20 protein-coding genes are annotated in these 18,170 nt (G+C 63.4%); 12 read left to right on the forward strand and 8 right to left on the reverse strand.

Features of this window, described 5'->3' with window-relative positions; translation table 11 throughout:
* Positions 1-4: 4 nt before the first annotated feature.
* Together AB4Z00_RS18265 and AB4Z00_RS18270 are read right to left on the reverse strand one after the other, a co-directional pair.
* A complete protein-coding gene (locus AB4Z00_RS18265; protein WP_442046823.1) occupies positions 5-361 on the reverse strand; it encodes a response regulator in 357 nt (118 codons plus the stop codon).
* Positions 362-508: 147 nt separating this feature from the next.
* On the reverse strand, positions 509-877 hold the full coding sequence (locus tag AB4Z00_RS18270) for a DUF3597 domain-containing protein (RefSeq protein ID WP_442046824.1): 369 nt from the start codon (positions 875-877) through the stop codon (positions 509-511).
* A gap of 138 nt (positions 878-1,015) precedes the next feature.
* On the opposite strand from AB4Z00_RS18270, the gene AB4Z00_RS18275 reads away from it, so the two are divergent.
* Positions 1,016-1,570 (forward strand): DUF4142 domain-containing protein, encoded by a 555-nt coding sequence (locus AB4Z00_RS18275; protein WP_442046825.1) that lies wholly within the window; start codon positions 1,016-1,018, stop codon positions 1,568-1,570.
* A 90-nt stretch (positions 1,571-1,660) separates the two neighbouring features.
* On the opposite strand, the gene AB4Z00_RS18280 is transcribed toward AB4Z00_RS18275, so the two are convergent.
* A complete protein-coding gene (locus tag AB4Z00_RS18280) occupies positions 1,661-2,077 on the reverse strand; it encodes a low affinity iron permease family protein (protein WP_008832008.1) in 417 nt (138 codons plus the stop codon).
* A 208-nt stretch (positions 2,078-2,285) separates the two neighbouring features.
* On the opposite strand from AB4Z00_RS18280, the gene AB4Z00_RS18285 reads away from it, so the two are divergent.
* From AB4Z00_RS18285 to AB4Z00_RS18325, 9 genes are all read left to right on the forward strand, one after another.
* Positions 2,286-2,471, forward strand: coding sequence for a YdcH family protein (locus AB4Z00_RS18285; protein WP_442046826.1), 186 nt, complete (start codon positions 2,286-2,288; stop codon positions 2,469-2,471).
* A 556-nt stretch (positions 2,472-3,027) separates the two neighbouring features.
* Positions 3,028-4,920: a molecular chaperone HtpG gene (gene htpG, locus AB4Z00_RS18290; protein ID WP_442046827.1), complete on the forward strand. Its 1,893-nt coding sequence runs from the start codon at positions 3,028-3,030 to the stop codon at positions 4,918-4,920.
* 291 nt (positions 4,921-5,211) lie between these two features.
* The gene (locus AB4Z00_RS18295) at positions 5,212-5,367 is read left to right on the forward strand and encodes a hypothetical protein (RefSeq protein ID WP_395395855.1); all 156 of its coding nucleotides are present in this window, start codon (positions 5,212-5,214) and stop codon (positions 5,365-5,367) included.
* Positions 5,294-5,791 carry a DUF167 domain-containing protein gene (locus AB4Z00_RS18300; protein ID WP_442046828.1) on the forward strand — a complete coding sequence of 166 codons (498 nt, stop codon included), beginning with the start codon at positions 5,294-5,296 and terminating at the stop codon, positions 5,789-5,791. Before AB4Z00_RS18295 ends, AB4Z00_RS18300 begins: the two co-directional genes overlap by 74 nt.
* Positions 5,792-5,911: 120 nt before the next feature.
* Positions 5,912-9,343, forward strand: coding sequence for a response regulator (locus AB4Z00_RS18305; protein WP_442046886.1), 3,432 nt, complete (start codon positions 5,912-5,914; stop codon positions 9,341-9,343).
* 10 nt (positions 9,344-9,353) lie between these two features.
* Complete coding sequence (locus AB4Z00_RS18310) at positions 9,354-10,178, forward strand: CheR family methyltransferase (RefSeq protein ID WP_379481069.1); 825 nt, start codon at positions 9,354-9,356, stop codon at positions 10,176-10,178.
* Complete coding sequence (locus tag AB4Z00_RS18315; protein ID WP_442046829.1) at positions 10,175-10,750, forward strand: chemotaxis protein CheB; 576 nt, start codon at positions 10,175-10,177, stop codon at positions 10,748-10,750. Before AB4Z00_RS18310 ends, AB4Z00_RS18315 begins: the two co-directional genes overlap by 4 nt.
* On the forward strand, positions 10,681-11,880 hold the full coding sequence (locus tag AB4Z00_RS18320) for a sensor histidine kinase (protein ID WP_442046830.1): 1,200 nt from the start codon (positions 10,681-10,683) through the stop codon (positions 11,878-11,880). Before AB4Z00_RS18315 ends, AB4Z00_RS18320 begins: the two co-directional genes overlap by 70 nt.
* A gap of 179 nt (positions 11,881-12,059) precedes the next feature.
* On the forward strand, positions 12,060-12,686 hold the full coding sequence (locus AB4Z00_RS18325; RefSeq protein ID WP_442046831.1) for a glutathione S-transferase family protein: 627 nt from the start codon (positions 12,060-12,062) through the stop codon (positions 12,684-12,686).
* Between the two features lie 95 nt (positions 12,687-12,781).
* Here AB4Z00_RS18325 and AB4Z00_RS18330 read toward each other — a convergent pair whose 3' ends face one another.
* Together AB4Z00_RS18330 and AB4Z00_RS18335 are read right to left on the reverse strand one after the other, a co-directional pair.
* The gene (locus AB4Z00_RS18330) at positions 12,782-13,207 is read right to left on the reverse strand and encodes a DUF983 domain-containing protein (protein ID WP_442046832.1); all 426 of its coding nucleotides are present in this window, start codon (positions 13,205-13,207) and stop codon (positions 12,782-12,784) included.
* 215 nt (positions 13,208-13,422) lie between these two features.
* Positions 13,423-13,674 carry a hypothetical protein gene (locus AB4Z00_RS18335; RefSeq protein WP_442046833.1) on the reverse strand — a complete coding sequence of 84 codons (252 nt, stop codon included), beginning with the start codon at positions 13,672-13,674 and terminating at the stop codon, positions 13,423-13,425.
* A 253-nt stretch (positions 13,675-13,927) separates the two neighbouring features.
* On the opposite strand from AB4Z00_RS18335, the gene AB4Z00_RS18340 reads away from it, so the two are divergent.
* Positions 13,928-14,197: a hypothetical protein gene (locus AB4Z00_RS18340; protein ID WP_442046834.1), complete on the forward strand. Its 270-nt coding sequence runs from the start codon at positions 13,928-13,930 to the stop codon at positions 14,195-14,197.
* A gap of 48 nt (positions 14,198-14,245) precedes the next feature.
* Here the strand turns inward: AB4Z00_RS18340 and AB4Z00_RS18345 are convergent, their stop codons facing one another.
* The gene (locus tag AB4Z00_RS18345; protein WP_442046835.1) at positions 14,246-15,541 is read right to left on the reverse strand and encodes a hypothetical protein; all 1,296 of its coding nucleotides are present in this window, start codon (positions 15,539-15,541) and stop codon (positions 14,246-14,248) included.
* A gap of 110 nt (positions 15,542-15,651) precedes the next feature.
* On the opposite strand from AB4Z00_RS18345, the gene AB4Z00_RS18350 reads away from it, so the two are divergent.
* Complete coding sequence (locus AB4Z00_RS18350; protein ID WP_442046836.1) at positions 15,652-16,647, forward strand: lytic transglycosylase domain-containing protein; 996 nt, start codon at positions 15,652-15,654, stop codon at positions 16,645-16,647.
* Between the two features lie 54 nt (positions 16,648-16,701).
* On the opposite strand, the gene AB4Z00_RS18355 is transcribed toward AB4Z00_RS18350, so the two are convergent.
* Both AB4Z00_RS18355 and AB4Z00_RS18360 read right to left on the reverse strand, forming a co-directional pair.
* Complete coding sequence (locus AB4Z00_RS18355; RefSeq protein ID WP_442046837.1) at positions 16,702-17,247, reverse strand: hypothetical protein; 546 nt, start codon at positions 17,245-17,247, stop codon at positions 16,702-16,704.
* 95 nt (positions 17,248-17,342) lie between these two features.
* On the reverse strand, positions 17,343-17,855 hold the full coding sequence (locus tag AB4Z00_RS18360; RefSeq protein WP_442046838.1) for a hypothetical protein: 513 nt from the start codon (positions 17,853-17,855) through the stop codon (positions 17,343-17,345).
* Between the last annotated feature and the right edge of the window lie 315 nt (positions 17,856-18,170).

Here is an 18,170-nt window from a genome sequence, read left to right on the forward strand (position 1 = left end):
TTTGTCAGACGCCCGCGAGCGCGTCGATGGAAGCCTGTACGTTCTCGTAAGTATAGGGCTTGGTCAGGGTCCGGGCGCCGGCATGGCGCTCGGACGGCGCCTGGAGGTCGCCACCCGTGGCAAGGACGAACGGGATGCCGCGATCCTGAAGCGCGTCGGCGACCGGCCAGGAGGTTTCGTTGCCTAGGTTGAGGTCGAGGATGGCGAGGTCAAAGCTCTGCGCTTCGATCTCGGCGAGCGCGTCGGAGACGCTTCCTACGGCCGCGCCGATCCGATGACCCATCATGTCGATGAAATCTTCGAGCATCATGGCGATGAGCGGTTCATCCTCAACGACCAGAATGTTGCGTGTGTTTGTCATGGGGTCGGCAATATGCCTCCCTTGTAGGCGCGCCAAGCTTTATCCGGGACCTGCCCGGCCTGCACGCCTTCGCAGCCGTCGTCACTCGCTGGATCGTCGTTGCGGCAATGCGGCTGCTCCGTTGGAACAGCCGCGATGCGCAACCGCCTAATTGCGCATGTCGTCGGGAACAATGCCGCCATTTTCGGCAAGCTTGTCCATGACGGCGCGGTGAAGCGCGATATTCTGTTCGGCTGAACCGGGTTCGCCGGCATTCACCCCGAGTTCCTCGGCCAGCTCCTTTCGGGCGGTGAGACTGGAATCGAGATCGAGAAGCTTCAGGAGATCGACGATCGAGTTCTTGTAGTTGCCGCCATGATCGTCCTTCATTGCGGCCATAGCCTCCAGGACGGGCCCGACGTCGACCGATGTTTGCGCCGGTGCAGCGGCGGCGGGAGCCGGAGCAGTTGTCGTGGGCGCGGCCTTGGCCGCGTTCGGGTGGAAGATCTTGCTCAGAATGTTGCCGAAGATGCTCATCGTCTCGTCTCCTTGGGTCTCATGCCGCGCGACGGGCGGGCAGGGGTGAAACGTCCCGCGTTCGAAAAGGTCCGCCGCTGGAACGATGAAGCCTGGTCCGCGTTGAGCAGGCGTCCTGCTCGAATGGGGGAGTCATTCATGAAACCGCTTCTTTTGGTATCTCTTTCGGCCGCCGCGCTCTGCCTTTCAGCCTGCGGCAAGAAGGCCGAGCCTGTCGAGAATACGGGAGCGACCTCCGCGGCCGAACCTGCCGCGCCGGCACCTGCGGTCCTGAGCCCGGGACAGGCCTTTGCAAACACGGCGGCAGCAAGCGACGCTTTCGAGATCGAGACGTCGAAACTCGCGGCGAGCAAGGCGCAGTCCGCAAAGATCAAGTCCTTCGCCGAGCAGATGATCAAGGCCCACACGGACTCGACTGCGAAGCTCAAAACGGCGGCCGCGGCCGCGACGCCGGCGATCGCGCCTGATGCGGCGTTGACCCCGGCCCAGCAGCAGGAGCTCGCCGATCTGCAAACCAAGTCGGGCGCCGAGTTTGATCGCGCCTATGCGCGCCTCCAGGCCGATGGCCACCAGAAGACATTGGATGCGCTCAAGGCCTATGCGGCAAGCGGCGACGTTGCGCCCCTCAAGGCTTTCGCGTCCGAGCTCGTGCCGATCGTCACTGCGCACCTCAATATGGCCAAGGGCCTCTAACGCCAGCAGCTTCACGAGCCGGGTGTCTGGTGGACGCACCAACCCGCGCATCATGAGGCGCCAGCGCTCCGAACGGGCGCTGTGCGCTCGTCAGTAGCGTTTGAGCAGAGTTTCCACGGTGCGGGTGACGGTCCGATCCTTGTCGTCGTCTGCTTCATTGCGGATATCGTTTTCCAGGGCTTCCCGAATTTTGGCGATCTGGGCGTCGGTCAGATGCTCGATGCCCACGAACTCGACGCGCGCCTTGTCGAGCGCGCGGATGATTTCGTCGAGCTTGGCCTGCATTGCGGCGCCATCGCGGTTCTGGCTGTTCTGGATGAGGAACACGGCGAGAAATGTCAGGACGGTCGTCGCGGTGTTCACGATGAGCTGCCAGGTGTCGGAGTAATTCAGGAATGGTCCACTGACGGCCCAGAGGATGATGAACAGGGTCGAGAGAATGAAAGCCAGCGGCTGGCCCATGATTGTGGCGGAACGTGTTGCGATGGCGGTAAAGAAACGATCCATGGGAGATTTTCCAAATCTTTGCTGAGACGATAGCGGTGCTTTGACGACCAGGCGGTGTGTTGCTGTACGATTGCTGTGGCGCCAGACCAAGGCCATCCTGATGTCGACCGCAGGCCTCGGGAATCACTGGAAAAAGAAAGGGCACGCACCTATTCTCAGGCTGTGCGCGAGCACGCGCACATAGTCACAACCTGGCATGGAGAAGACGATGTCCGACCATTATCTGAACCATCTGCGCGAGGAGCACGCCCGTCTGGAGGCAGAGATCGAGCAGGAACTGCGGCGGCCTGTACCCGACCAGCTTCTGGTCGCCCGTCTCAAGAAGCTCAAGCTCGCCGCTAAGGATCGACTGACGGCCATGGATCGCGGTCGCGACCAGAGCACGGCGGCCTGACGACAGGACGGCGGAGCCGAGAACGTCGGTTCCGCCTTTCCGCTGAAGCGGGCATAACAAGTACCTTGGGTCAGTGTGGTGGGAATTGACTCGCGGGTGCTACAAATGTCCCGTCGATCGCGTTAGACGTGGACCATGTATGTGCGTTGTCTTCTGGGTCGGCATAAGCCGTCTTCCGCTTCCATAGCGCGCGACAAGCAGGGCCAGTACAAAGCGTTCTGCGAGCGATGCGATTTGCCGATCGAAATGGATCACAAAGGCGCCTGGCGCGTGCCGCCCCCCATTTACGACCGGCCCCAAGAGAAAGATAGCGTCGCAGCTGACGATTAGCGGCGGGCGTCAGGCAGGACCACTGTGCCGGCAGCAATCGGCAGGAGAATTTCACCCAGCCACATGACGCCTGCCAGGCCCCCGCGACGGATTTGAGGCTCATCATCCCGCCGAACTGGTGCGTCACTTGGGTCCTGCCCCGCGATCACGCCGGTTCCCCGGGTTGAAAAACCGGGCGGTGCCAACCAGATTTCGCCCGCCATTCTAAGGAGAGCGAAATATAGCGATGAGCACGATTACCGACGCTTCCCCCGACACGCGGTCCTTTGAAGCCGATGTCGCCAAGCTGCTGCACCTGATGGTGCACTCCGTTTATTCGGACAAAGATGTCTTCCTTCGCGAACTGGTGTCCAACGCCGCCGACGCCTGCGAAAAGCTGCGCTACGAAGCGATAGCGGCGCCGGCACTGCTGGGTGACGACCCTCAGCCGCGGATCACGATTACGCTCGATCCCGATGCGCGCCAGTTGACCATCGAGGACAATGGCATCGGCATGACCCAGGCCGAAATGGCCGAGGCGCTCGGCACGATCGCCCGCTCAGGCACCAAGGCCTTCATGGAACAGATCGCCGCCAAGAAGGATGGCGAGGGCGGCCAGCTCATCGGCCAGTTTGGCGTCGGCTTCTATTCCGCTTTCATGGTCGCAGACAAGGTCGACGTGCTATCGCGCCGCGCTGGCGAGGAGGGTGCTGGCCTGTGGACGTCGGATGGTTTGGGCACCTACTCGATCGGGGATGCTGATCCGGCCGAGGCTCCGGCGCGCGGAACGCGCGTCATTCTTCATCTCAAGGAAGATGCGGCCGACTATACTCGGCGCTTCAGCGTGGAGCCCAAGATCAAGGCGCAGTCGGGCCATGTCCCGGTCCCGATCGTCCTCAAGGACAAGCCCGATGCGGAGCCGGCGCAGATTGCCGATGGCGCGGCGCTGTGGACGCGGTCCAAGTCCGAAATCAGCGAGGAAGACTATACTGACTTCTATAGGACCAACGCCGGACAGTTCGACACGCCGGCACTGACGCTGCACTACCGCGCCGAGGGCGTGCACGAATATAATGTGCTCGCTTTTGTGCCTGAGATGCGACCCTTCGACCTGTTCGACCCCGATCGGTCGGGGCGGATGAAGCTCTATGTCCGCCGGGTGTTCATCACGGGCGAGGCGCAGATCCTGCCCCGCTACCTGCGCTTTGTGCGCGGACTGGTCGACTCGCAGGACTTGCCGCTCAACGTCTCGCGCGAGATGATCCAGGAGAGCCCGGTTCTGGCCGCCATCCAGAAGGGTGTGTCCAACCGCGTGCTGAGCGAATTGGAAAAGCTCTCGAACAGCGATGGCGACAAGTATCTCAAGATCTGGGATAATTTCGGGTCCGTCCTGAAGGAGGGTCTCTACGAGGATTACGCCCGGCGCGAGACGCTGCTGGGGCTCGCCCGCTTCAAGACCAGCACGTCGAACAATGAATGGCGGTCGCTCAAGGACTATGCTGCCGATCTAAAAGAGAACCAGACCGCGATCTATTATGCGGTGGGTTCCGACATCGAGCGGCTCGCCTCCTCGCCGCAGCTCGAAGGCTTCCGCGCGCGCGGCATCGAGGTGCTCCTGCTGACCGACCAGATCGACGGTTTCTGGGTGACCGGAGCGCCGGATTTCGAAGGCAAGCCGTTCAAGTCGGTGACACAGGGCATGTCGGATCTGGGTCTCATCCCCCTCGCCGATGGCGAGCAACCGCCGGCGGAAACGTCGGACGAGGTCGCCGGCTTCATCGACTTCGTCAAGGCGACGCTGGGCGATGTGGTGTCCGATGTCCGCGCGTCGGAACGGCTGACCGACAGCCCGGTCTGCCTGGTCGCGCCCGAACACGGCATGGACCGCCAGATGGAGCGGCTCCTGGCGGGCGCGGGGCAGCTTGCGCAAGTGAGCAAGCCGGTCCTCGAGATCAATCCCCGGCACGCGCTCGTTACCCGGCTCAGCGCGGTAGGCGCAGAGCAGGCGGATTTGCGCGAGGATGCAGCGCATCTGCTGTTCGACGAGGCCCGCGTCGCCGACGGCGAACTGCCGCTCGATCCGCGCGCCTTTTCTGAAAGGCTTGGCCGGGTTCTGCTGCGCGGCAGCGGCCCGATCTGAAGGCCTGTTTGGGCGTGTCGCAGGCGGCCGCGACTGCCAAGACGAATGGCCAAGGCGCGCCGCCGAGGCCAAGATGTACGGCCCGGGTCCGCTTCTTAGCGGGTCCGGGCCGTACCGCTTTTCTTCGGCGCGCGGGCGCCGCCGCTGATGTATAGAACATCAAATCTCTATATTCACAGTCTCTATCGATAGATGGTACTTACATGAGCGAGGCGCCATGCCGCTGCGGGTTGTAAGCTTGTCTCCCGCAGGGAGCAGGTCCGACGGAATCCAAAAGGGCCGGCACGCATTATGATCATCGCAGCGATCGTCATCATTTCCCTCGTCCTGATGGTGCTGTTCTTCGCCGTGACCGTGGCCGGAGGCCGCGCCCATGATCGGCAGAACAGGGAAGCGGCGCGTCGGGCTGATCAGCAGCCCAGTGCGGCCGAGGACCGCCGGTCATGATTTGTCGCTCTCTGGCTGTCTCGCGCCGCGCGCCGCCGCGCTTAAGCGGGGCTGGCATGACGCGGGGGCGGGCAGCCCGCGATGTCCTGGATCAAACTGCCTTTGGGCCCATCCCCAAAAGCGAAACGGCTTTGCGCGGCCACGGCGGCCTAAAGTGTCCTGTCCGCCACGGGCAGATATTCTGGCTCTCGTCCATGGCGCGGGGCGGCTTTCCATTCGCGTGACGCCCAATGCCTCCGCTGATGTCATCATCCTGCCGACCGGAGGCGGCATCTTGCAGGTCCGGACGACAGCGACGCCTGAATGTGGCAAGGCGAACGAAGCCGTGCTCAGGCTTTTGGTAGCAGCGCTCGGTGAACCAGTGTCTGCACTGGAATTGCTGCGCGGATCGACGGGCCGAAACAAGATTGTCCGGGTGATCTAGCTACGCGCGGGGCCGCAGGGGGGCGCGGCGAGTATATGCGCCAAATCCTTTCACGGGCTGGAAAAAAGGGTATGACAGCCACCTTTGGCGCGGTCGGGACAGGATACGGGGTTGGCGGAAATGTTGGGGAATAAGGGCACGGCCGTTGGCACGCCGCAGCGGAAGAATTATGGGCTCATCGCGGGTCTGATCTTGGGGCTGGCTTTCTTCCTGATCAGTACGTGGCTTGCCTATTCGAATATCCAGGCGCTGCGCGAGGCCGACAAGGCCGTTCGCCATACCCATGAAGTGCTGATCGCACTCGACGAAGTTCTTTCCACCGCCAAAGACGCAGAGACGGGCCAGCGCGGCTATCTGCTGACCGGGACCAACGCTTATCTTGAGCCCTACCGGACCGCAGTCGCCGCCTTGCCCGCGCGGCTCGCGGCGCTGAAGGCGCTGACCGCCGACAATCCGGTGCAGCAAGCGAGCCTGGAACCGCTCAACCGTCATATCGATTCCAAGTTGGCTGAACTGCGAGAGACGATTGAATTGCGGCGCACGCAGGGCCTGACCGCTGCCATGGGGATCGTGACAACCGACCGCGGCAAGGGCGAGATGGACGCCATCCGCGCCCAGCTTGACGGCATGGCCCGCGAAGAAGTGCGGCTGCGGGAAGAGCGCATGGGCGACATGACGGACGCGGCGCGTGCCGCCATCACCAGCGGCGTTGTTTCGGGTCTGCTGGGCTCCGCACTCACCATCGCGATCTTCGTGCTGCTGCTCCGTAATGGACGGGCGCGCGCGCGGCAGGAATGGCTGCAGTCCGGCGAAGTCGGCCTCTCCGAGGCGATGCGCGGGGACAAGTCCGTCGAACAGCTTGGCGAGGACATCTTGGCGTTCCTGGCCGAGCATACGGGGCTCTCGGGCGGCGCCCTGTTCAAGGGCGAGAGCGGCCACTTTAGGCGGGCGGCCGTGGTCGGGGTTCCGGCCGACGCCAATATGCCCTCCTCCTTCAACATCAAGGAGGGTTTGCTGGGCAAGGTCGCAGTCGATGGCAAGGCGCTGGTCCTGGAAGACGTGCCGGAGGGCTATCTGACGATCGGCTCGGCTTTCGGTCGCGACAAGCCGCGTCATCTGGTCATCGTGCCGGCCAAGGCGGACGCGCAGGTCAATGCGGTCTTGGAGCTCGGCTTCTTCAAGCCGATCGATCCCTTGGTGCTCGATCTCTTGGAGCGTGTCTCGCCGGCGATCGGCATCGCCCTGCGCTCGGCGCGCTTCCGGGCCCGGCTCCAGGACGCGCTCGAGGAAACGCAGCGCCAAGCCGGCGAGCTCCAGGCCCAGAGCGAGGAACTGCGCGTCTCCAACGAAGAGCTCGAAGAGCAGGGTCGGGCGCTACGGGAATCCCAGGTTCGTCTGGAACAGCAGCAGGTCGAACTCGAACAGACCAACAGCCAGCTTGAGGAACAGGCGCAGACGCTGGAAACCCAGCGGAACGAACTGGAGCGGGCCGGCGCGGCGCTAGGCGCCAAGGCGCACGAACTCGAGCAGGCCAGTCAGTATAAGTCGGACTTCCTGGCCAACATGAGCCACGAACTGCGCACGCCGCTCAATTTGCTGCTGATCCTTTCCAAGCTTCTGGGGGACAATCCGAAGGGCAATCTCTCCGACGAGCAGATCAAATATGCCAATACGATCGAGTCCTCGGGCAATGACCTCCTGACCCTCATCAACGACATCCTTGATCTGTCCAAGATCGAGGCCGGGCACATCGAGATCCGTCCCGAGACCGTCGCGCTGCAGCGGCTGACGGGCGACCTGCGGCGGACCTTCGACCCGCTTGCCGAGAAGAAGGGCCTTGGTTTCGACATCAGGCTTTCCGATGACTGTGCCCGCACGATCGAGAGCGACCGGATGCGGCTCGAGCAGATCCTCAAGAATCTCCTGTCCAACGCCTTCAAATTCACCGAGCGCGGACAGGTGAGCCTCGCCATTGAGCGCGTGGATGATGCGTCCATCCGCTTCGCCGTCAGCGACACGGGCATCGGCATTTCGGCGGAGCAGCAGGCCTCGATCTTCGAGGCCTTCCACCAGGCCGACGCGACGATCAGCCGGAAATTCGGCGGGACGGGCCTTGGCCTTTCCATCTCTCGCGAGCTCGCGCGCCTGCTCGGCGGCCGGATTGCGCTGGAGAGCCGCCCTGGCGAAGGCAGCACCTTCACGCTCACCATTCCACTGGCCTATGAGACCGTCGCCCAGCCGACCCGGCGGCGTTCCGACCCGGGTCCCGCGCCGGTCGCGGCCGCCCCCGCCATTCCCCTGCGTCCGGCGCCCGCGTCATCGGCATGGAGCCTGGAAGACGACCGGGCGAGCCTGACCGAGGGCAACCGGGTCCTGCTCGTCATCGAAGATGATGCGGTGTTCGCACAGATCGTGTGCGAGCTTTCACGCGAACTCGGCTTCCAATGCGTCATCGCCGGCAATGCGGAGGACGCGATCAAACATGCTCACGAGTTCAAGCCGAGCGCGATTGTTCTCGACCTGGGTCTGCCGGACCAGTCCGGGCTTACCGTCCTTGACCGGCTGAAGCATGACGATGAAACGCGCCATATTCCGATCCATGTGATTTCGGCGGCCGACCAGAGCCAGACCGCGCTGTCGCTCGGTGCGGTCGGCTACCACATCAAGCCGGTCAAGCGCGAAGAACTCGCGCAGGTGCTCGAGGGCCTGCAGGCGAAGCTTGCCTCGCGCATGCGCCGGGTCCTCATTGTCGAGGACGATGCGGTTCAGCGCGACGCCGTGGGTAAGCTTTTGGGCTCGGACGATGTCGAGACGATCGGCGTGGGCACGGCCGCCGAATGCCTGGAACAGCTGCGGCGCGAGACGTTCGACTGCATGGTGCTAGACCTGACCCTGCCGGACACCTCGGGGTTCGATCTGCTGGAAACGCTGAGCCAGGAGGGAGAGCACGGCTTCCCGCCGGTCATCGTCTATACCGGGCACGACCTCTCCGCCGACGACGAGCAGCGGCTGCGGCGGTATTCGAGTTCGATCATCATCAAGGGCGCCAAATCCCCTGAGCGGTTGCTCGACGAGGTTTCCCTGTTCCTCCACCAGGTCGTCTCCGAGCTGCCGCCCGAGCGGCGGCGCATGATCGAAAAGGCGCGTCACCGCGATGCCGCGCTCGAGGGTCGGCGCATCCTCATCGTCGAGGATGATGTCCGTAACGTCTATTCCCTGTCGAGCGTGCTCGAGCCGCGCGGCGCGATCGTCCAGATCGCCCGCAACGGGCAGGAGGCGATCGATGCGCTCGCCCAAGCCGGGGACGATGTGAAGAAGGCCGTCGACCTTGTGCTCATGGACGTCATGATGCCGGTCATGGACGGGCTGACCGCGACGCGCGAGATCCGGGCCGATCCGCGCTGGACGAAGCTGCCGATCGTGATGCTGACCGCGCAGGCCATGCCGGACGATCAGCAACGCTGCCTGGAAGCGGGCGCCAACGACTATATGGCCAAGCCCATAGACGTCGATAAACTTTTGTCGCTGGTGCGCGTCTGGATGCCCCGATGAGGAGATCTCGGTGACAGGCGGCCTCGAGGATCTGGAGATCGGCCTCCTGCTGGAAGCGCTCTACCAGCGTTATCATTACGACTTTCGCCCCTATGCGCGCGCCTCGATCAAGCGGCGCCTCGTGCAGGCGCGGAGCCAGTTGGGCTTTGCGAGTTTTTCGGCGATGCAGGAAAGCCTGCTCCATGATGAGCAGACGCTGCCGCGCCTGCTCAATTACCTGACCGTGCAGGTCAGTGAGATGTTCCGCGACCCGGCCTACTACAAGGCGCTGCGCGAACGCGTCATCCCGCACCTTAGAACCTATCCCTCGCTCAAGGTCTGGGTAGCCGGCTGCAGCAACGGCGAGGAGCTCTATTCGCTTTCCATCCTCTTCCGCGAGGAGGGTCTCGGCGCGCGGACGATCTTCTATGCGACCGATATCAATCCCGATGCCTTACGGGCGGCGCAGGCGGGGATCTATCCGCTCGACCAGATACAGAAATATACGGCCAATCACCAGAAGTCGGGCGCGCGCACGTCGCTATCTGACTATTATACGGCCGACTACGGGCATGCCGTGTTCGACAAGACGCTCAGGAGCCAGGTCGTCTTTTCCGACCATAGCCTGGTGACCGACGCGGTGTTTGCGGAGATGCATCTCATCTCGTGCCGCAACGTGCTCATCTATTTCGATCGCGAGCTCCAGGATCGCGCCATCGGACTGTTCCGCGATTCCCTCGCCCGCAAGGGATTTCTGGGGCTCGGCTCGAAGGAGAGCCTGCGCTTTTCCCGGCACGCGGCGGCCTTTGCCGATTTCGATACAGCAGAGAAGATCTATCAGCGGGTGGACGGATGAGCCGGGATCCGATCAGGGCGGTCGTCATCGGCGCCTCGGCCGGCGCGGTGCAGGTCCTGCTGGAAATCCTGCCCGCGCTCCCGCCAACGTTCCCCGTCCCGATCTTCATCGTCGTGCATATACCGCCAGATCGCACCAACGCCCTCACCACCCTTTTCGCGGATCGCTGCGGGCTGACAGTCAAGGAGGCGGAAGACAAGGAGACTCCTGTCCCGGGCACGGTCTATTTCGCGCCGGCCGATTATCATCTGCTGATAGAACAGGATGGCCGCGTGGCCCTGGCGATGGACGAGCCGGTTCATCATTCGCGGCCAGCGATCGACGTCCTCTTCGAGACCGCGGCCGACGCCTTCGGCCCCAATCTCGTCGCCATCGTTCTGACCGGTGCGAACGAGGATGGCGCCGCGGGCCTGCGAGCCGTCGGGGAGGCGGGCGGCCTGACCCTTGTCGAAGACCCGACGAGTGCTTCGAGTTCCACCATGCCGGCCGCCGCGCTTGCGGCGTGGCCCCAAGCGCGGACTCAAGATGTGCCCGGCATCCTCGCTTACCTTCAGACCCTGGTGGCTCCATGACGAGTGAGAACCCTCTGCCTAACTGCCTTCTGGTCGATGACCTGGAAGAAAATCTTCTGGCGCTCGAGGCGCTGCTGGGCGACCAGGGTGTGTCGATCCTCAAGGCCCGATCCGGGGAGGAGGCGCTGGAGCTTCTCCTCCAGCATGATGTGGCGCTCGCCCTGCTCGACGTGCAGATGCCCGGCATGGACGGCTTCGAGCTTGCCGAATTCATGCGCGCAAGCGAGCGGGCGCGCGATGTTCCGATCATCTTCCTGACCGCCGGCAGCGCCGACCAGCAACGCCGCTTCCGGGGCTATGAGGCGGGGGCGGTGGACTTCCTCCAGAAGCCGATCGAGGCCGATATCCTTCGCTCCAAGGCGCGCATCTTCTTCGACCTCTATCGTCAGCGCCAGAAGATCGGGGCGCAGCGTGATGCGCTTGAGGAGCTGACCGGCGTGCTGCAGACCGCAGATCGCCGCAAGAATGAGTTTCTGGCGGTTCTCGCCCATGAATTGCGCAATCCCATCATGGCAATGGGGGCCGGGCTGCACCTGATGGAACGCAGGCCCGATCCCGAGACAGCCACGATGGTGCGCGGGCAAATGAGCAAATATGTGCGGCATCTCGGCAGCCTGGTCGAGGACCTGCTCGACATCGCACGCATCGACCAAGGCAAGATCGCGCTCAAGAAGGAGCATCTGTTGCTCCAGGATCTGCTGACATTTGCCGTCGAAGGATCACGCCATCATATCGACGCAGCCAGCCATGAGCTGATCCAGGATGTCGCGCCTGAGCCGATCTGGTTGGAGGCCGATCATGCCCGGCTTGCGCAGGTCGTCGGCAATCTCCTCACCAACGCCGCCAAATACACGCCTGCGGGCGGAGAAATTCGCCTCTCCGCGAGGCGCGAGGAGGATCAGGTCCGCATCGAGGTCGCCGATACGGGCGTCGGCATCCCGGCCGAGATGCAGGCCCGGATCTTCGATCTGTTTGCGCAGATCGATGGGTCCAACCAGCGCACGCAGGAAGGACTTGGGATCGGGCTGGCGCTCGTCAAGCAGCTGGTCGAGCTGCACGGCGGCACGATCATGCTCAAGTGCAGCGCGCCAGGGGAGGGGAGTGTCTTCGAGGTCTCTCTGCCGCTTTGATGCCGTTCGGCCCGCACTGTTGCCGTTGGACGTGAGAAGTTCGCTGCCTTCCCATTAACGGGTGGGCCAGTTGTCGGTAAACCACCCCGCTGACGTTATGCTTCGCGCATGCATGCGCTGGCGGGACCATGTAAGGTGCGCGAATGTCGAGCGTCAGGGAAACGCGGGAGGATCGGCGGATGATTACCGTGTGGGGTGGACAGACATCGCGATCGATCCGGGTCGTCTGGCTGCTCGAAGAGATGGGCCTTCCTTACCGCATCCGGCAGGTTGACATGCTGGCCCCCGAGCGGAATCCCGAGTTCCTCGCGGTCAATCCGGCCGATTACATCCCGGCGATCCAGGACGGCGACGTCGTCATGGTCGAGTCAATCGCGATCATGGAGTATCTCATGGCCCGCTACGGGCCGACGCCGCTCGCGCCAGATCCGCACGATCCGAATTTCGCCGCCTATCAGCAGTTTCTACACCTGGGCGAGGCCGGCCTCGCTACCTTGATGATGCCCGTCGTCGTCAGCCGCTTCCTGGCGCCCGAAGCCGAACGCGAGAACTGGGGTGCGACGTGGTGCCTAGGGGCATTCCAGAAGCGGCTGAAGCTGGTCAACCAACGCCTAGCGAGTTCACCTTACCTCGCGGGCGAGGATTTTACTGCTGCCGACATCTCGGTGAGCTACGCGCTGAACCTGGGCCAACGCAACTGCGGCATCACGCTGGGCGAAGCCGAACAAGCTTACCTGGCTCGTACCACCGGCCGCGATGCCTACAAACGCGCAATGATGCGTTCCCACGACGGTATTAACGCGTAGGCCTGCCTCCGTCGGACGCTCCCTCGTCCGCCCATCAGCGATCAAGTTGCTCTGCAATTAGCGGGAGGAGGGCCGGGATGCGTGCTTCATTCCGTTCAAGGTAGGCCATCCCCGGACTTGGCGGACGGTTCAGGACGCTCCCTTACGAACCCATGCATGCCCCACCACCATTGCAACGCGATGATCGCGCCTTTGGCGGGCTGCAACAGGCTAAGGAGCAGAACAAGCGCCAGCGGTACGATGATTGCCATCATGGCGGTGACCGAGAGCGCGAAATCGCGGGCCAGCGCGATGATGAGGGGCGCCATGAGGTGACCGGTCACGATGATCGCCACATAGGCGGGAAAGTCGTCCGCGCGTTGATGGCTCCAATCCTGGCGGCAGTGTGCGCAGACGGCCACGGGTTTAAGGAACCGGTGGAATAACCGCGCGTCGCCGCAGCGCGGACAGCGGCCGCGCAGGCCCCGCAGCGCGGCGCCACCCAGCGTTTCGGGCAGAGCGCAGTCTCGCCTTTCCGGCATCAGCGGTCCGGCGAGCGGGCCGGACGATCGCGGGGACCGGACGGCGTTCGGGTGAAATCAGGCAAGATCATCTCGCTGCTATCGAAGAGAGGCAAAGGGCTGGACGGTAGACAGCAGACCGCCCCAGGAATCATAGGGCTCTTACACTCAAATGTGAAGCTGCACTTATGATGTATGAAACATCACACGGATTTCGAGATCGTGCGATCGACTTACTATAGCGGCGAACCGAGAGCCTGCGCTGCGTCGCCCAGATCCGCCTCCGCAATAACATAGCTGTCGCCCTCTCCGGCAAAGAAGAGGTTCAGTTGCGCCTCGCTCCTGGCTTCTGGCGCGGGACCATGGTGCGCCTCGTCCCAGTGCGCGTCGACGAAGCTCCACAAGGCCGCGCTGGCCGCTGGCTGATCGTCATAGATGCCCACCTTTTCCGTCCCCTGGAAGACGATCACCAATACCGTAGCCAGCACAGCCTTCTTCGCCCTTGAACCGTTGCCTTTCGTGGGATTCCGCACGAACCCGCGACGCTTCAGGCACCCCGTGCGGCCTTCATTCACCCTCAAGGCAAGATGGGCAAAGAATGGGCGGGTTCAACAGGCTGAATTAAGACCATTTTGGAGCTAAACCATTTGCCAATATGCTTGTTCTAGGAAGTGTCGAACGCGCGGGAACAGGTGTCGTCTCAGGCGCGTACTGGACATGGCAAGAAAGACATAGAGAATCATGGCGCAGTTGACGCAGATGGAAATTGCCAATTGGCTTGCGATTTACGTTGGGGTCGGCCTGTGCTGCGCGCTCGCGGTTTCGCTGTCGGTCGCGGTGCTTCTCGGACAGCTGGTTCAAGAGCGTGCCTGGCGCCAAATCCACGATGTGCGTGGAGCAGCATTGTTCCTGCCCCGGACCTGGTGGCGCTGGCAGAAACTCTATTTGCTGTCGACGCCGGTCACCTTGGGCATCGTGGCATGGTTTGCCGCGACGCTCCGCTGGTCCTGAGCAGAGGCGAGGGCGCTCACCGGATCACCATTGCCTGATGCGCCGGGCTCACAGGCCTAAGGCGGTTCGCACGATATCCGGTACGGCACCGCGCTCAAGCGCGTCGGGCCCGAGGCTAATCAGCGGCGCGATCATCTCGAGGCGCGGATGGATGGCGGCTTTCACTGCCAGATAGTTCTCGTCGAGCGCGCTCTGCGCCGCAACGACCAGCTGCCGGATCTCGCCGGTCTCTCTCGATAGCGCTTCAAGCAGGAAGTCGGGCCGACAGGCGCCTTGCGGGGTCAACTGGTCGAAGAGCGGCTTTTCGATCACGAGATCGATACCGAGGCGATCGAGCCCTCGTCGCGCGTCGAGCAGGCCGCGATAGAGAGATCGCTCGAATTCGGAGGCAACCGGGACGAAACGCTGGCCTGAGACGATGGGCTGCGCATAGGCGCGCAGCGCCGCATAGCCGTCGGCCTCGGGATATTCGCCGACCACGACCAGCACCAGGTAAGGACCTTTGATCGGGTTGCCGCGGATCGATGGCGACTGCACCCGATTGGCGAGCACCAGCGGCTCGGCGCCCGCGACATGGATGGTCGCGCCCTGCACCGCTGTTGCATAGAGCGTGAGGAACGCCTGCGGCGCGTGACCAGGTGGCCACTGATGGGATAGCGCGCGCAGGCCTGCGAAAACGCGATTGCTGTGAAAGGGACGGGCGTGTGTCCATAAGGCGCGGCCGAGCTCGATGCCGGGTGCAAGCTCGATCCGCGCGGCCGCCGCGCTCAAGGCCCCGAATTCTTGCGCAATGGAGCGTTCGGGCGGCTCCGCCCCAAGCGGCGGCGTGCGCTGGACACCGGCCAGGGTCATAAGCCGCCAGAGAAGGCGGGCGAGACGCGGCACCGTCGCATTGCGCGTCCTGTCGTCGATACTGTCGGCCTGCGGCTTCTGCGCGAGCTTCTCAGGGGCTGGCCGCAGCACTTCGAAATAGCCTTCCGGGGGATCGGCCGGCGAATGGGGCGTGCGGATTTCCGAAATGCGATTGGTCGCCTGCTCGCGAAAGAAGGGGCATTGGGGACGGTGCTCGGGCCGGTCGGCGCCCGTCAGGCGCCGCAGATAATAGGTTTCAGCTTCCGATAGAAAGGCAGGGGTCAGGACCGGCGGCCGGGTGTCGGGCCCCAGGCAGTCGCACGCGATCCACTTGGCGCCGATCCGCGCTTGTTGGACAAGCGCGATCCCAACCTCTTCATCGCCGCGCGAGCCTTCGCCCATATACCAGCGCACCAGTGCGGACCGCACGAGGTCGGGAAGGGGGATGCGACGACCTTTTTGTCCGTCGCCCTGCCGGTCGATCAGCCACATGGAGGAGCCCTTTTGGAGCGCAATGGGCAAAGTCTGACCAGGCGCCACGGGATTGACAACGGGATTTGGGTTCACCTCCACTCGGGCAAGGACAGGTTTCGGGAGGTTTTATGAAGACCGCGCTCCTTGCTGCACCGCTGCTCACCATCACCCTCGCGGCCCCGCTTGCCGCCGCCAGCCCGCAAGGTTCGCCGCGCACTGTCCAACTCATCACGATGGGCGTGCCGGCGCCGCCACGCCTGTCGGCCGCTGCGGGAACAGATGGCATAGACGGCTCGGACAAGCCGGCGGTGGACGAAGGAGCTCCGCTCGCCGAGGCACGTCCAGCCGCGCTTCCAGCCTCGTTCAGCGTCCATGATCTCAGCCGCAATTGGGTGCAGTTCCAGATGGCGCAGACCTACGGGCAAGTGGCCCCCGGCGAGACCTCGCCGGTCGACGTGTCGGCTTCCGGGGCGGCGCCGCCAGTTGCGGCCGCGCCCGGCGTTTCTGCCGAGCCGACGCTGGAGGCGATACCCGTCCCTGCGTGGATGCGCGGCGGACTGGCCTTTGCCAGCGCCGCAACCCGATACACGGCAGGATGCTATGCCGGAGGCTATCGGCCGGCCGGTTTCCTCAGCGCCCAGGCGGAGATCCGGCGGGCGGGCTATTACGGGATGATGAGCGCGATCGCGTGCCAATATGGCATCCCGGTCGGCCTTTTCGACGCCATGATCATCCGCGAAAGCCGCTACAATGACCGGGCCGTTTCCCCGAAAAATGCCTATGGATTGACCCAGCTCATGCCCGGCACGGCCGCGGGGCTGGGCGTGGATCGCTACGATATCGAGCAGAATCTGCACGGCGGCGCGCGCTATCTGCGCAGCCAGCTCGATCGCTTCGGCCAGGTCCATCTGGCGTTGGCGGCCTATAATGCCGGGCCGGGACGGGTGCGGGGCGGCCAGATGCCGCGGATCGCCGAGACCCAGGCCTATGTCGACGATATCCTCCTCAACTGGCGGCGCTTGAGCGGTTTCACGCGGACGGCCAGTGTTACCGGCCCATCGTTGCCGCCGACTCCAACATCGCCGCGTTTCAATGGACGCAGCGCGGTCGTTTCGCGCTTCTGAGGGGAGACCCGAGGCACCCAGGTCGGTGCGAATCGCGCGGACGGCGTCCGACGATCAATCCAGGCGGAAGCTCTGCTCCATGCGGGCGCGACGCTCGATGATCGCTATGACCTCGCGTACCACCCGGTCAACGACGCCGTCGCGCAAGGGACCTGCCCATTCGCGGCGGATTTCGGTGCCATCCATGCCTTCCACTTCGTTGAGCGCATGGACAAGCGAGAGCGGCAGGCTCGCGAACACCTCGGAAATCATCTGCATCATCGTAGAGAATCGGCCGTCATGGAGAAGATCCAGATCGCGAAGAGTTTCGACACCGAGAACGGCCTGGATGAACCCGATTTGAAGGACGTGAAGGATCGTCTGGAACTCGACGAGCGTCATGCTCTCGCGGGTAGAAGGATCGGCGGTGGGCCGCAGAAGATTAGACAGGCGGTTGCGTCTGATGCCGGTCTTGAGCGCCAGTTTCCGCACGCTCACATTTTGATCCGACATCGCCTGAAGAATGTAAGGAATATAGTCCCTGAAGGGGATCGCAGCGCTCTCTTCAGCGGACTTGCTTTCGTCCGAGGAAGGTGCCCCGCTGCTGGCAAGGGATGTCATGAACCGGCCCCCTGATCCTGCTCCGTAAGAGCACCAAATCACAGCGGGAAACGCTTTGCAACAACCTCTGACCTGAATTTCTTTATAGGTATCGGCTAAGCCATTGGAACGGATGGACTTACCTGTTGCGAATCGCTCGCAATTTTTTCGGCGGCCTGGGTAGGCGGTAAATCGAGCCCCTGTTCGCGCAGCTTCGCTACGACGGCCTTCGCCTTCTGCTCGACGATATAGTCGAACAGGAGAAGCGACAGCATGTCGCCGGCGGACATGCCCTGCCCGAGTTGCTTGGCCAGAATATGCTGGGCCTCGCTGAGGTTCTCGGCGCTGCTCGCGGTAACGCGCAGTTTGATACGAATGCCGCCTTCGGTGGGGATCTTGTCCAGATGCGAGCGAAGCACATCGGAATCATGATCCATGGCCGCGGCGGAGGCGGCGCGGGCATTCACCAGCGTCGCGAGCGTCTGGTAAGAATGGGTTTCGTTCGAGCGCAGCCGCACGCTTTCGGTGGTGAGGCGGAAGAAGTGCTCGGAGATATCGATGCTGACCTGTCGGGGGAAACCTACTCCCGCCGCGTCCTGTCCCTGTGACGTTTTGTAACCCTGCCCCACTCGACCCCCCCCTGAGTGCCGGATCCCGCGTCCTTGCTACGCGGCACGAACCTCATGCCGATTCCACGGTAGAACTTAACCGTTAACCAATCTTATCGCAAATTTTCGCGAGTCGCGCGGGTGGCTCGGATTTCGGGCCAGCGTGGCGCGCGCTGGTGACCGTCCTGGTCTGCACGGCGGGCCACCCCGGCTCGCAGCGCGTACCGGAGCGGTTCGCGCGCGGCGCCAAGCGACTCGGGCTGGAAGAAAAATTCATGTCTCCCGCAACGCGCCGAGCCGGGGAAGGTTGCTCGGCCGGCGAGCGAGGGGACAGCC

The sequence above is a fragment of the Novosphingobium sp. YAF33 genome (genome assembly GCF_052113265.1).
Taxonomy (GTDB): domain Bacteria; phylum Pseudomonadota; class Alphaproteobacteria; order Sphingomonadales; family Sphingomonadaceae; genus Novosphingobium.